The organism is Enterobacter sp. BNK-29 (assembly GCF_048684785.1).
Taxonomy (GTDB): Bacteria; Pseudomonadota; Gammaproteobacteria; order Enterobacterales; family Enterobacteriaceae; genus Enterobacter; species Enterobacter cloacae_M.
Genome location: NZ_JBLQTU010000001.1, coordinates 3,202,079 through 3,214,941, shown reverse-complemented (window position 1 = coordinate 3,214,941; position 12,863 = coordinate 3,202,079). Strand labels below are relative to the sequence as shown.

Here is a 12,863-nt window from a genome sequence, read left to right as displayed (position 1 = left end):
CTGCCTTCTCCGGATTTACGCCCGCGTGATAAGAAAAGAGAGATTTTTCAATACTCAATCCTGTACCTAATATTGGCTGTTACATATAAGAATTAAATATTAGCACCGCAATGAATTTTATTATTAGAAACTTTATTGACACTCTCCCTGCAACTCCATTAAGTTTAAATCGAATACTATTTAATTCGATATATACAATATATTTTTAAAAAGGGTTAAAGAATTCGTCATCATTCTTTAATCCTTCTCTGCATTTTATTTTTTTTGAATCACACAACAGTGAGATAAGATCATGAATAATAGTGCAAACAAAGTTGTTGTTATCACCGGTGCCAGCAGCGGTATTGGTGAGGCCATTGCGCTTCATCTGGCAAATAAACCTTTTTCTCTGGTGCTGGTTGCCCGTCGTCTGGAGAGAATTAACGCCCTGGTGGATCGCATTATTCAGCAGGGCGGCCAGGCGATTGCCGTGAAGGCGGACGTGACCCGACAGGAGGAGGTTCAGCGCGCGATTGACGCTGCCGTCGCCGCATACCAGCGCGTCGACGTACTGATCAACAACGCGGGCTTTATGGCGATTGCTCCCCTCAGCGAGCTGAAAACCGACGAGTGGGACCGGATGATCGATACCAATATCAAAGGCGTGCTGTACGGTATCGCAGCGGCATTCCCGGTATTCCAGCGCCAGGGGAGCGGACACTTTATTAACGTGGCCTCCGTGGCGGGTGTCAAGGTCCTTGCCCCCGGCGGCGTGGTGTACAGCGCCACGAAATTCGCCGTCCGCGCCCTGAGTGAAGGCTTACGTCAGGAAGCGGGGAAAACCGTTCGGACGACCCTTATTTCCCCCGGCGCCGTTGAAAGCGAGCTGCAGTTTGGCAGCTCTGATGCCCCGAGCAAACAGTTCCTGCATGAATTTTATAAGCAGGCTATTCCGGCAGAGTCGATTGCCAGAGCCGTATTATTTGCTATCGAACAGCCTGGCGACGTTGATGTAAATGAAATAATTATCCGTCCTACGCAGGAAGAATTTTAGCATGCCTTAAATAATACTGAATGAGGTGTCATTATGATTAAATCATTAACGTCCTTATCAGATTTAAATATGCGATCGGGTGCCGATATTCTCCTTGAAGTGCTGGAGAGTGAAGGTGTGGAATATATTTTTGGCAACCCCGGCACCACCGAACTCCCGCTCATTGATGCCCTTCTTCGCCATGAAAATATTCACTATATTCTGGCACTCCAGGAGAGCAGCGTGGTCGCCATTGCCGACGGCTACGCGAAAGCCTCCGGCAAGACCGGTTTTATCAATTTGCATACCGCCAGCGGTCTTGGGCACGGCATGGGGAATCTCATTAATTCGCGGATCATGAAAACGCCGCTGGTTGTCACCGTCGGGCAGCAGGATACCCGGCACTACGTGCGCGACCCGCTCCTGTACGATGACATTGTCTCCATTGGATCGCCGGTGGTGAAATGGGCGCAGGAGGTCACCAGCGCAGATCAACTCCCGGTTCTTGTGCGCCGGGCCTTTCATGCCGCCAGCTACCCTCCGGCGGGTCCGGTTCTGCTATCCCTGCCAATGAACGTGATGGAAGAGCTGAGCGACGCCGGGATACAAACGGCCTCTAAAGTGAACTACCACACCGTGGCGGGCTCGCTGGACGAACTGGCCGAAGAGTTGAGCCAGGTTACGCCCGGCAGGATCATGATTGTGGCGGGGGATGAAGTTCACTCCAGCGGCTCGACGCAGGAGATTGTCCAGCTTGCTGAAGCGCTCGGCGCCCACGTCTACGGCTCCTCCTGGCCGTTGAATTTGCCCTTTCCCACGCAGCACGCGCTATGGCGAGGCAATATGCCCACCACCGCAAATGAAATCGCCAGCGTCGTTAATGCCTACGATGCGGTGTTTATCATCGGCGGCAGAAGCCTGATTACCATTTTGTATAGCGAGGGCGAGGCCATTCCGGAAACCTGCGCGGTGTATCAGCTCTCGGCGGATATGAACGAACTTGGCCGCACCTACGCCACACGCCTCTCGGTGATGGGGGATATAAAACTCTCCCTGAAGGAACTGTTGCCGAAGCTTGAGCAACGCCGGGTGGCAAGCAAATTGACGCATCAGCGGCTGCTCAAAGCGGCACGCGCTGAACGAGAAAAAGAGTGGCAACTGCAGGAAGAGCGTCTGGCAGCCGAGCGGCTGCGCCCGGCGATTTCGCCGATGGTCGCGGCCTACGAGGTGATAAAGTCCGTTCCGCCGGGCACCACGATTGTCGACGAGGCGATAGCAACGGCCAGACACGTTCGCCGGTTTATTTCCGACCAGCAGCACCCGCGCTACTACTTTATGCGCGGCGGCGGTTTGGGCTGGGGAATGCCTGCAGCAGTAGGGCACTCGCTGGGGCTAGAACGCGAGCCGGTAGTGTGTCTGGTTGGCGACGGCGCCTCCCTGTACTCGCCGCAGGCGCTCTGGACGGCGGCGCACGAAAATCTGCCCGTCACCTTTATCGTGATGAATAACCTGGAGTACAACATCCTGAAAAACTTCATGAAAGGACAGCCGGGCTACAGTTCGACAAAGCTGGGTCGCTTTATCGGGATGGATCTGATTAACCCGCGAATTGATTTCCAGTCGCTGGGCGCCGCGATGGGTATCCGCTGCTGCCGGGTGACCCAGGCCGCGGATATCGCCACGGCGGTGACGCAGGGGCTACAGTCCGGAAAAACCAATTTGATCGAAATTGCCATTTCCGCAGATTGATCGACCGTTTCAGATGTACCCTACATAAAACACTTATAACCGAAACGCCTCAAGCCGCTTAATCTGCCGCCCTTCCCCGTCAAAATTCTCCGCCGCCAGCCAGGCGCGCAGCTCGGCGTCTCTTTGCGGCCACTCGCCGTCAATAATAGAAAGCATATCGCTGTCGCGGTTGCGCCCTTTGCGCACCAGCTTCTGGCGCAGGCGTCCTTCCCAGACAAACCCCAGCCGCTCCGCCGCATTGCGTGACGCAACGTTCATGGAATCGCACTTCCACTCGACGCGCCGGTAGCCGTGCTCAAACGCATTTTTCAGCAGCAGCCACACCGTTTCGGTGCCCATCCGGGTTCCTTTCATCCTGCGCGACCAGGTCACGTGACCAATTTCCACCGACCCCAGCAGCCGCTCGTTGGCCATATAGCTCACCAGCCCCACCGCGCGTTCGGTGCGTAAATCAATGACGGCAAACGGCACCAGCTCATCGTCCATCACCTTAGCCACGATCCAGTGGGCGGTGGCTTCCACGCTCGCTGGCTGCGTGCTGGCAAGCCACGTCCAGTCGCTGTCGTCGCCCAGCGCGTAGGCCTCATAGAGATCGGCCGCGTGACGATCGGCATCCAGCGGCTCCAGGCGGCAATACTGGCCGAACAGCGGCGTGCGGGTTAATACGCGCGCGCCTCTCCAGTCTGGAACGATATCGTTAACGGTTTGACCATGTTGATTGATTTCGGGCACGGCGGTGACTCCCTGAAAGGTAAAGAATTTGTTATAGCAGGTTAAAAAGCGGGCGAAAAGCAGCACATTTTAATAGCCCAAGCGCATGCGATATTCCCGCAAGATATAAGCAAAGCTGAATTTCGACTTTGCGGAATGTCAGAGTCGACCTAACGTAGCGGAGCATAAAACAATCACAATATATTCTTCTCAGGGATCGCTATGACGAAAAAACTGTTGCCGTTACTGGTGCTGGCTGCGCTCTCAGGCGCTGTCCACGCCGCTACTCCGCCCAACACGCTGGTTGTTGCCCAGGGGCTGGATGACATCGTGAGCCTCGACCCGGCCGAAGCTAACGAGCTTTCCAGCATCCAGACCGTGCCGAGCCTGTATCAGCGTCTGGTACAGCCGGACCGCGATAACCCGGAAAAAATCACCCCGATTCTGGCAGAAAGCTGGGAAGCGGACGCGGCAGCAAAAACGCTGACGATCAAACTTAAGCCCGATGCCAGATTCGCCTCCGGCAACCCGCTGCGCCCGGAAGACGTGATTTTTTCTTACACCCGCGCCGTGACGCTGAACAAATCCCCGGCCTTTATTCTGAACGTGCTGGGCTGGGACGCGAGCAACATCGCCAGCCAGCTGAAAAAGGTGGACGATCATACCCTCCAGCTTCACTGGACGGCGGACGTTAGCCCGTCGGTGGCGCTGAATATTCTCTCCACGCCGATTGCCTCCATCGTCGATGAAAAGCAGGTAGCGGCAAACGTGAAGGATAATGACTTCGGCAACGCGTGGCTGAAAATGCACTCGGCGGGCAGCGGCGCGTTCAAAATGCGCGTCTATCAGCCGCATCAGGCCATCGTGCTGGAAGCCAACGAATCTGCACCCGGCGGCGCGCCGAAGCTCAAAAGCATCATCATTAAAAACGTCCCCGATCCGGCTTCACGCCGCCTGCTGATCCAGCAGGGTGATGCCGACGTGGCGCGCGATCTCGGAGCAGATCAGATAAGCGCCCTGGACGGCAAGCCTGGCGTGAAGGTGCTGAGCATTCCGTCAGCCGAGCAAAATTACCTGGTGTTTAACACCGGCAACAGCGCCAACCCGCTGCTGAACAACCCGGCGTTCTGGGAAGCCTCGCGCTGGCTGGTCGATTATGAAGGCATCACCAAGAATCTGCTGAAAGGCCAGTATTTTGTTCATCAGAGCTTCCTGCCGGTCGGCCTGCCGGGCGCGCTGGAAGACAACCCGTTTAAGTTTGCCCCGGCAAAAGCGAAAGCCATTCTCGCCAAAGCGGGCATTAAAGACGCGCACTTCACGCTGGACGTGGAGAACAAGCCGCCGTTTATCACCATCGCCCAGTCGATGCAGGCGAGCTTTGCTCAGGGCGGCGTGAAGGTCGATCTGCTGCCTGCCGCCGGGAGCCAGGTCTATGCCCGCGTGCGCGCGAAGCAGCATCAGGCGGCGATTCGTCTGTGGATCCCGGACTACTTCGACGCGCACTCTAACGCCAGCGCCTTCGCGTGGAACGACGGTAAATCCAGCACCGTGGCCGGGCTGAACGGCTGGAAAATCCCGGAGCTGAACAAAGCCACGCTGGCGGCGGTAGCCGAGCCGGATCCGGCGAAGCGTCTGGATCTGTACAAGAAGATGCAGGAGCAGCTGCAGCAGAATTCGCCGTACGTATTTGTCGATCAGGGTAAAACCCAGATCGTGGTGCGCGATAACGTGAAGGGGTATCAGCAGGGGCTGAACGCGGATATGGTCTGGTACGACCGCGTCACGAAATAGCCCTTCTCCTTCTCCCGTGGGATAGGGTTGGGGTGAGAGCAACATAGCGCAACAGAGCCGCCTGTTTCCCCTCACCCCCGCCCTCTCCCACAGGGAGAGGGGGTCGTCCGTGCATATTTTCAGTTTTTGTAGGCCGGGTAAGGCGAAGCCGCCACCCGGTATGAAGAGATTTCCCATGCCACATTTTTCCACCCGCGTGCTCCAGGGTCTGCTGACCCTGCTGCTCACGCTCTTCGGGCTGCTGCTCGTCACGTTTGCGCTCTCGGCGTTTTCACCTGTCGATCGCGTGCTGCAGATCGTGGGCGATCACGCCAGCCAGTCAACCTACGATCAGGTTCGCCACCAGCTTGGGCTGGATCGTCCCCTGCCCGTTCAGTTCTGGCACTACCTGCAAAACCTTGCCCACGGTGATTTAGGCACCGCCAGCGCCACCGGGCAGCCGGTGCTGCAGGACCTGCTGCACGCGTTCCCCGCCACGCTGGAGCTGGCCACGCTGGCGTTAATCATCGGCGCCGTGCTCGGCGTGATTGCCGGAGTGCTGTGCGCCCGCTACGCCGGTTCGCCGCTCGATCTCACCATCAGAACCCTCACCCTGCTCGGCAACTCGGTACCGATTTTCTGGCTCGGCCTGCTGATGCTGGCCCTGTTCTACGCGAAGCTGCAGTGGAGCGCGGGTCCCGGCAGGCTGGACGATATCTGGCAGTTCACCGTCGAGCCGCGTACCGGCTTTGCGCTGGTGGATACCTGGCTTTCCGGCGATCGCGAGGCGTTCCGCAACGCCCTCAGCCACCTGGTGCTGCCGGTGCTGCTGCTGGCCTATTACTCGCTGGCGAGCATCACGCGTCTGACGCGTTCCGCCTGCCTGAGCGAAATGAACAAAGAGTACATCCTGCTTGCCCGCGCCAAGGGCGCCGGGGAGATGACCATTCTGCTGCGCCACGTGCTGCCGAACATTCGCGGTACCCTGCTGACGGTAATCGCCCTCGCCTACACCAGCATGCTGGAAGGCGCGGTATTAACCGAAACCGTCTTCTCCTGGCCGGGGATCGGGCGCTACCTCACCACCGCCCTGTTCGCCGGAGACACCACCGCCGTCATGGGCGGCACGCTGCTGATTGGTGTCTGCTTTGTGCTGATCAATAACCTCACCGACCTGCTCGTGCGGGCGACCGATCCCAGGGTGCGCTGATGCCGTTTTATCTTTTCTTACGCCGCCTGCGCCGCTCCCCTGCCGCGTTTTGCGGGCTGGCTGCCATCGCGCTGCTGTTGGTTATCGCCCTGTTCGCGCCGTGGCTCGCGCCGCTTGACCCGAACTGGCAGGACGCCGCCGCGCGCCTGCAGGCACCGAATCACCAGCACTGGCTGGGCACCGACAGCTACGGGCGCGACCTGCTTTCGCGTCTGATTTACGGCACCCGTCCGGCGCTCGGGCTGGTGGCATTAGTTACCGTAATCACCCTGCCCGCCGGGCTGCTGGTGGGGATTTTGTCCGGCTACTACGGCGGCTGGCTGGAGCGCATCCTGATGCGTTTTACCGACGTGGTAATGTCGATGCCGCGCCTGATCCTCGCCTTCGCGTTTGTGGCGATGCTTGGCCCGGGGCTGGTCAACGGCGCGCTGGCGCTGGCCTTAACTACCTGGCCTGCCTACGCGCGGCAGGCGCGGAGCGAGATCCAGCGTCTGCGCCACAGCGACTACCTCGCCGCCGCCGAGATGATGGGCATTCGCGGTCCGCGCCTGCTGGTCGGCCATATTCTGCCCCTGTGCCTGCCGTCCGCGATTGTGCGGCTGGCGCTGGATCTGGCGGGCATTATTCTGGCGGCCGCCGGGCTGGGCTTCCTCGGTCTTGGCGCGCGTCCGCCGATGGCCGAATGGGGCGCGATGATCGCCGACGGCATGCAGGTCATTTTCGACCAGTGGTGGATTGCCGCCATTCCGGGCGGCGCGATTCTGTTTGCCAGCCTGGCCTTTAACCTGCTGGGCGACGGCCTGCGCGACGTACTGGAGCCACAGCATGACTGAACAACGCGTCATCGTCGATGCGCTGAATATCGACTACCCCGCCGCGCGCGTGGTCAACAACCTCAGCTTCACGCTTGGCAACGAGCGGCTGGCGCTGGTGGGGGAATCCGGCTCGGGCAAATCAATGTCCGCCCGCGCCCTGATGGGGCTGGTGCGCAAACCCGGCATCGTGAGCGCGAACCGGCTTAACGTGCTCGGCAACGACCTGCTGAACCTGAGCACCCGCCGCTGGCAGGCGCTGCGCGGCAACGGGATTGCGATGGTCCTGCAGGACCCGCGCTACGCGCTGAATCCGGCGAAAAACGTCGCCGCTCAGCTTGATGAGGCGCTGACCCTGCACCAGCGCCTGCCCCGCGCCGAGCGCCTGGCGCGCATTCACGACATCATCCGCGCCGTCGGGCTCAACGAACATGTCCTCCAGCGCTATCCCGGCGAACTCTCCGGGGGCATGGGCCAGCGGGTGATGATCGCGATTGCGCTGATCAACAACCCGCAGGTGCTGATTGCCGACGAACCCACCTCCGCGCTGGACGCCCGCCTGCGCAATCAGATCCTCGAGCTGCTGGTGCAGCAGAGCGAAGAACGCCAGATGGCGATGCTGCTCATCAGCCACGATCTGCCGCTGGTGGCGGAACACTGCGACCGCATGCTGGTAATGTATCAGGGCGAAAAGGTCGATGAGATGGCGGCGAACCGGCTGCCGCAGGCGACGCACCCGTATACGCGCACCCTGTGGACCTGCCGTCCGAACGCCAGCACCTTCGGCCAGATGCTGCCGACGCTGGACCGCACGCAGTCGTGGAAGGAGGCCGATAATGGCGCTCGTTGAGGTTAACGATCTCCAGGTGAGATTCGGGGAGAAAACGGCGGTGTCCGCCGCCAGCTTTGGCATCGAGAAAGGTGAAACCTTCAGCCTGATCGGCGAATCCGGCTGCGGGAAATCGACTATTCTGCGCGTGCTGGCGGGATTGCAGCGCGAGTGGAACGGCCGCATTTCGATCCTTGGAGAGGCGCTACGGCCAGGACGGCGTTTTGAAGGCGAGCTTCGCCGCAACGTGCAGATGGTGTTTCAGGATCCGTGGGCGTCGCTGCACCCAAACCACACCGTTGCGCGCACCCTGTCGGAGCCGTTAAACATCCACGGCGAAACGCAGATTGCGGAGAAAGTGGCGGATGCGCTGCAGCAGGTCGGGCTTTCCGCCAACGCGGGCAGGCGTTATCCGCACCAGCTTTCCGGCGGCCAGCGCCAGCGCGTTGCCATTGCCCGCGCGCTGCTGCTGCGCCCGCAGCTTCTGCTGCTGGACGAGCCGACTTCGGCGCTGGATATGTCGGTGCAGGCGGAGATCCTGAACCTGCTCAACCGCCTTAAGACCGAGCACGGCATGACCTATCTGCTGGTGAGCCACGACGCGGACGTGATTGCCCATATGTCCGACCGGGCGGCGTTTATGGCGCACGGGGAGATCCAGAGGGTGTTTGACCGCGAGGCGATGTTACGGGGCGATCACCGGATGGGGTAAGTGCGCGCGGCGGTGCCCGGTGGCGCTGCGCTTACCGGGCCTACGTTTCGTGCCGCGTTGATGGTTTTTCGTAGGCCGGGTAAGCGTCGCCGCCACCCGGCAAAACGTTACTTAAGCAGCTTCACCGTGGCATCGATGTCGATCTCATCTTCGGTGAAGATCAGCGTCGTGTTCTGGAAGGTGGTGATCGCCAGCTTCTTCACCGTGCGCATTTCGCCCGGCTTTTTCTCGGATTTAGGCTTGATGCTGTTCATCAGCAGCCCAACCGACAGCACCGCGTTCTCTTTGTCGATTTTGGTATCAGCCGGCTCTTCTTCGTTAAACACCACGAAGGATTTGATGGAGGAGAGCTTCACGCGCTCGCCCGCAATAAAGAGATGTTTGCTTTCCGGGATCACCTTCACCGCGTAGGCGGAAAGGCCTTTGTTGTTGGTGGTTGGCTCAAAGGTCACCGCGGCATCTTTCTTAATCAGATCGGGGTTCGCGACCTTAATCACATGAAAATAGCGGTTGTCGCCGTTTTCATCTTTGATAAATCCAAAGCCTTTATCTTTAAACCACGTTGTGATTGTACCGTTCATCGCTGTTACCGCCTGTCAGATCGTAATGACTAAAGTTTTGCAGCGCGCAGTGTAATGCACAATGACGGAGGAGACAAAAAAAAGCCCCTGCACGGGGGCAGGGGAAAACTCATGTCAGAGCTTATTAGAATTTAATTAAACACCATCCCACCATCGATGAGCAGAGACTGGCCGGTCATGTAGTCGGAATCCGGTCCTGCCAGGTATGAAACGCAGGCGGCGACATCTTCCGGCTCGGACAGGCGGCCAAGCGTAATGCGTTTGGCAAAGGTTTCGGTCCCGTAGCCGAGCGGTTTACCCGCCGCCTCGGAGACCTGACGGTCGATTTCCGCCCACATCGGCGTTTTGACGATGCCCGGGCAGTAGGCGTTAACGGTGATCCCCAGCGGCGCGAGATCCCGTGCCGCGGTCTGGGTTAAGCCGCGCACCGCGAACTTGCTGGAACTGTAGACCGCCAGTTCCGGGTTGCCGGTGTGGCCCGCCTGGGAGCAGGCGTTGATGATCTTGCCGCCGTGCCCCTCTTTGCGGAAGGCGTCAATCGCGGCCTGGATCCCCCAGATCACCCCTTTCACGTTGATGTTGTAGACCTTGTCGACAATATCCGGCGTGATGGATTCGATAGGGGTAGACGGCGCAATCCCGGCGTTATTCACGATAACGTTAAAACCGCCCAGCGCGGTGCGCGCTTTCTCCACCGCCGCAAACACCTGTTCGCGGTCAGAGACATCGACCTTCACGGCAACGGCGTTGCCGCCGTTACGGATGATTTCATCGGCGACGGCTCTTGCCGTCTCAACGTTATAGTCGGCGATGGCGACGGCAAACCCGTCTTTCACCAGGCGAAGCGCGATCGCTTTACCAATCCCCTGGCCTGAGCCTGTTACGAGAGCAACTTTTTGCATTTCTCTGTCCTTATATTGAGTCACAAAATCTGGCTGAGATGGAGCTGGCCCATCAGCAGCGGGTTATCGCTGTAGTCGACGGGAATGGCCACCACGGCCGGGCCATCCACATCCATCGCCGCACGCAGCGTTGGCTCAAGCGCCTCGGCGCTCTCCACGGCAAAGCCTTTCGCACCGAAGGCGTCGGCATACGCTTTGAAATCGACCGGGCCAAACTCCACGCCGGAAAGGCGCTGGTATTTTTTCTCTTCCTGAATCGCCACCATGTTGTAGGCGTTATCCACCCAGATGATGTGCAGCACGTTGGCGTTGAGGCGCACCGCGGTTTCCAGCTCCATGCTCGACTGCAGGAAGCCGCCGTCGCCGGAGACCGAAACCACCTTGCGGCCCGGGTTCACCAGCCACGCGCCAATCGCCCACGGCAGCGCGACGCCCATGGTCTGCTGACCGTTGGAGATCATCACCTGACGCGCCCGGAAGCTATAGAGGTAGCGGGCGATCCAGATGTGGAAGCTGCCCATGTCGACCGTGAGCGTCACGTCGTTGTTCACGATGTCCTGCATGGCGCGCACGATGCGCAGCGGGTGCAGGGCAAACTGGTTGAGCGAGGCGCCGCGGCGGTCGAGCAGATCGCGCTGATGCTGGCGATCGACCAGAATTTCGGAGGCCCGCTGGCTCAGCTCGAGCTTGTGGTCGATCCGGTTAGCGAGCAGGTTCAGCGTTTCGGCGATATCCCCCACCAGCTCCAGATCCGGCACGTAATTGCGTTCTTCATAGGCGGGCAGCACGTCAATGTGCACCAGCGTCGCGTCGCCGCTGTTCCACATGGACGGCTCGTACTCCACCGGGCTGTAGCCGATGCAGATAATCAGGTCCGCCAGATGCAGCAGCCGGTCGCCCGCCTGGTTATTGAACAGACCGACGCGGCCGGCGAAGCGGGTGAAGTGCTCCTGGTTTACCGCCCCGGCGGCCTGATAGGTGCTGGTCACCGGAATACGGCTTTTCTCCAGCAGCTTGCGCAGCGCGGCACTGTTGGCGGGCTGGCTGGCCATCAGGCCGAGCAAGATGACCGGGTTTTTGGCGTTTTCGATAAGCTTCGCCACGTCGTTAATGGCGGACTCCGGTGCCGGGCCCATCAGCGCCGGGCCGCTGGCGGGTAAAATCGCCCCCGTCGCGGACTGGTCGACAATATCCTGCGGCAGGCTGACGAATGCGCCCCCCGGCCTGCCGTGCTCGGCGGCGCGAAACGCGTTCGATACCACCTCGGCAATCGCGTCCGGCGAACTGACCTCCACGGCGTATTTAGTGACCGGGCTGAACATGGCGACGGTGTCCATGCTCTGGTGCACCAGCTTGGCTTTATCCGCCCGCTTCACCGCCCCGCCCAGCGCGACCACCGGGTCGCCTTCGCTGTTGGCGGTGGCGATGCCGGTGATCAGGTTAGAACAGCCCGGCCCGGAGGTCACCAGCGCCACCCCGGCCTTGCCGGTCAGACGCCCTACCGCCGCCGCCATGAACGCCGCGTTCGCTTCGTGACGCACCGGAATAATCTCGATGGAGGAATCCAGCAGGGAGTCAAAGACCTTGTCGATTTTCGCACCCGGGATCCCGAACACCTGCTTCACGCCCTGCGCTTCCAGCTGGCCGACAACCATATCGGCGCCGTGCGCCCACTGACGTGACTGTTTCTCACTGTTCACGGTAGTTCTCCTGTTAGTTTTCGACGGAACGGATCGCTGCATCAAGATTGCTGGGGTGAAGGTTGGCCTGTAAGAACGCGCTGTCGGCGGGCAGGTCAATCATCAGCTTGTGAATTTCACCGAAGGTGAGCACGCCGCTCTCCAGCTGGTAGTCGAGCAGATGGCCCCCGCCCTGACGGTCGTCGGTGATGAAATGCTCGTGATAGCCGGCCACGTTAATGCCCTGCATGTGCTGCGGCGTGCGGAACCCGACCAGCACCCCTTCGCGCTGGTTAAAGCGGAACACCGGCTGGTCGTCCAGCACGTCGGTCATCGCGCGGTACGGCGGCTTCTGGCGCGGTACCGTGCGGGTGTGGGCGTGGCGGAAGTTGCCGTCGATGCGCAGCGCGCAGAACAGGTTGTCGGAGGGGATCTGCTGGTCGATGACGTCGTGGATCTGCTGACGGCTGACCGGCGCATCGAAGGTTTTGCGGTACTGCGGCTGGAACCAGGTCATCACCGCAAACGGCGTTTTCTGCTCCGGCTTCGCGGCCCGGGCGCTGCCGTCGGCGCGCAGCTGGTACACCTGGCTGCTGAAGGCAATCATTTCACCGTCCAGCTCGTTGAAGGTGCCCAGACCAAAATCGCCGTGTGCCAGCAGATCGGCGATGGTGGTCTCTCCTTCGTACACGCCGCTTAGCAGGGCGCTCATTAGCGATGTCTGATAGATCACGCTGTCAGGATGCTGGGCAGAGAACCCCCGCAGGGTCTCGCACAGGCTGGCCTCACAGTCGCAGGCAGATGAATGCAACATCGTGCTCGTCCTCTTCAACTTTATTTAGAAAGGTTAAATAAATGTTGACCCGATTCAGCAGAGAGTTCCAATATAGAAACCA

General features: G+C 59.8%; 12 protein-coding genes. 7 read left to right on the top strand and 5 right to left on the bottom strand.

The window, feature by feature from the left end; all coding sequences use genetic code 11:
• Positions 1-292: 292 nt before the first annotated feature.
• Both ACMGGX_RS15315 and ACMGGX_RS15310 read left to right on the top strand, forming a co-directional pair.
• Positions 293-1,033, top strand: a complete 741-nt coding sequence (locus ACMGGX_RS15315; protein ID WP_181594558.1) for an SDR family oxidoreductase — start codon at positions 293-295, stop codon at positions 1,031-1,033.
• Positions 1,034-1,066: 33 nt separating this feature from the next.
• Positions 1,067-2,761 carry a thiamine pyrophosphate-binding protein gene (locus ACMGGX_RS15310; RefSeq protein WP_348560734.1) on the top strand — a complete coding sequence of 565 codons (1,695 nt, stop codon included), beginning with the start codon at positions 1,067-1,069 and terminating at the stop codon, positions 2,759-2,761.
• A gap of 33 nt (positions 2,762-2,794) precedes the next feature.
• Here ACMGGX_RS15310 and ACMGGX_RS15305 read toward each other — a convergent pair whose 3' ends face one another.
• Complete coding sequence (locus ACMGGX_RS15305; RefSeq protein ID WP_126797006.1) at positions 2,795-3,493, bottom strand: GNAT family N-acetyltransferase; 699 nt, start codon at positions 3,491-3,493, stop codon at positions 2,795-2,797.
• A gap of 201 nt (positions 3,494-3,694) precedes the next feature.
• Between ACMGGX_RS15305 and ACMGGX_RS15300 the strand changes: the two genes are divergently transcribed.
• The 5 genes from ACMGGX_RS15300 (at position 3,695) to ACMGGX_RS15280 (ending at position 8,805) form a co-directional block, all read left to right on the top strand.
• Positions 3,695-5,263 (top strand): ABC transporter substrate-binding protein, encoded by a 1,569-nt coding sequence (locus ACMGGX_RS15300; protein ID WP_420298566.1) that lies wholly within the window; start codon positions 3,695-3,697, stop codon positions 5,261-5,263.
• Positions 5,264-5,438: 175 nt separating this feature from the next.
• On the top strand, positions 5,439-6,452 hold the full coding sequence (locus ACMGGX_RS15295) for an ABC transporter permease (RefSeq protein ID WP_348560732.1): 1,014 nt from the start codon (positions 5,439-5,441) through the stop codon (positions 6,450-6,452).
• Positions 6,452-7,285, top strand: coding sequence for an ABC transporter permease (locus ACMGGX_RS15290; RefSeq protein WP_325760447.1), 834 nt, complete (start codon positions 6,452-6,454; stop codon positions 7,283-7,285). The genes ACMGGX_RS15295 and ACMGGX_RS15290 overlap by 1 nt, the downstream gene beginning before the upstream one ends.
• Entirely contained in the window at positions 7,278-8,114 is an 837-nt protein-coding gene (locus tag ACMGGX_RS15285) for an ABC transporter ATP-binding protein (protein ID WP_348560731.1), read from the top strand. The genes ACMGGX_RS15290 and ACMGGX_RS15285 overlap by 8 nt, the downstream gene beginning before the upstream one ends.
• Positions 8,101-8,805 carry an ABC transporter ATP-binding protein gene (locus ACMGGX_RS15280; RefSeq protein WP_348560730.1) on the top strand — a complete coding sequence of 235 codons (705 nt, stop codon included), beginning with the start codon at positions 8,101-8,103 and terminating at the stop codon, positions 8,803-8,805. The genes ACMGGX_RS15285 and ACMGGX_RS15280 overlap by 14 nt, the downstream gene beginning before the upstream one ends.
• 107 nt (positions 8,806-8,912) lie before the next feature.
• Here the strand turns inward: ACMGGX_RS15280 and ACMGGX_RS15275 are convergent, their stop codons facing one another.
• The 4 genes from ACMGGX_RS15275 to budA all read right to left on the bottom strand — a co-directional run bounded on the left by ACMGGX_RS15275 (position 8,913) and on the right by budA (position 12,781).
• The gene (locus ACMGGX_RS15275) at positions 8,913-9,386 is read right to left on the bottom strand and encodes a cold-shock protein (protein WP_023310683.1); all 474 of its coding nucleotides are present in this window, start codon (positions 9,384-9,386) and stop codon (positions 8,913-8,915) included.
• A 131-nt stretch (positions 9,387-9,517) separates the two neighbouring features.
• Positions 9,518-10,288 carry a (S)-acetoin forming diacetyl reductase gene (locus ACMGGX_RS15270; RefSeq protein ID WP_024906954.1) on the bottom strand — a complete coding sequence of 257 codons (771 nt, stop codon included), beginning with the start codon at positions 10,286-10,288 and terminating at the stop codon, positions 9,518-9,520.
• Positions 10,289-10,308: 20 nt separating this feature from the next.
• A complete protein-coding gene (gene alsS / locus ACMGGX_RS15265; RefSeq protein WP_407065662.1) occupies positions 10,309-12,030 on the bottom strand; it encodes an acetolactate synthase AlsS in 1,722 nt (573 codons plus the stop codon).
• Complete coding sequence (gene budA / locus ACMGGX_RS15260) at positions 12,002-12,781, bottom strand: acetolactate decarboxylase (protein WP_096149764.1); 780 nt, start codon at positions 12,779-12,781, stop codon at positions 12,002-12,004. The genes alsS and budA overlap by 29 nt, the downstream gene beginning before the upstream one ends.
• Positions 12,782-12,863 lie beyond the last annotated feature (82 nt).

What these genes read in the sequence shown, in the direction of transcription:
- ACMGGX_RS15295 (WP_348560732.1), top strand. Translation starts at nt 5,439, where the DNA reads ATGCCACATTTTTCCACCCGCGTGCTCCAGGGTCTGCTGACCCTGCTG.
- ACMGGX_RS15300 (WP_420298566.1), top strand. Translation starts at nt 3,695, where the DNA reads ATGACGAAAAAACTGTTGCCGTTACTGGTGCTGGCTGCGCTCTCAGGC.
- budA (WP_096149764.1), bottom strand. Translation starts at nt 12,781, where the DNA reads ATGTTGCATTCATCTGCCTGCGACTGTGAGGCCAGCCTGTGCGAGACC.
- alsS (WP_407065662.1), bottom strand. Translation starts at nt 12,030, where the DNA reads ATGCAGCGATCCGTTCCGTCGAAAACTAACAGGAGAACTACCGTGAAC.
- ACMGGX_RS15290 (WP_325760447.1), top strand. Translation starts at nt 6,452, where the DNA reads ATGCCGTTTTATCTTTTCTTACGCCGCCTGCGCCGCTCCCCTGCCGCG.
- ACMGGX_RS15285 (WP_348560731.1), top strand. Translation starts at nt 7,278, where the DNA reads ATGACTGAACAACGCGTCATCGTCGATGCGCTGAATATCGACTACCCC.
- ACMGGX_RS15270 (WP_024906954.1), bottom strand. Translation starts at nt 10,288, where the DNA reads ATGCAAAAAGTTGCTCTCGTAACAGGCTCAGGCCAGGGGATTGGTAAA.
- ACMGGX_RS15310 (WP_348560734.1), top strand. Translation starts at nt 1,067, where the DNA reads ATGATTAAATCATTAACGTCCTTATCAGATTTAAATATGCGATCGGGT.
- ACMGGX_RS15275 (WP_023310683.1), bottom strand. Translation starts at nt 9,386, where the DNA reads ATGAACGGTACAATCACAACGTGGTTTAAAGATAAAGGCTTTGGATTT.
- ACMGGX_RS15315 (WP_181594558.1), top strand. Translation starts at nt 293, where the DNA reads ATGAATAATAGTGCAAACAAAGTTGTTGTTATCACCGGTGCCAGCAGC.
- ACMGGX_RS15280 (WP_348560730.1), top strand. Translation starts at nt 8,101, where the DNA reads ATGGCGCTCGTTGAGGTTAACGATCTCCAGGTGAGATTCGGGGAGAAA.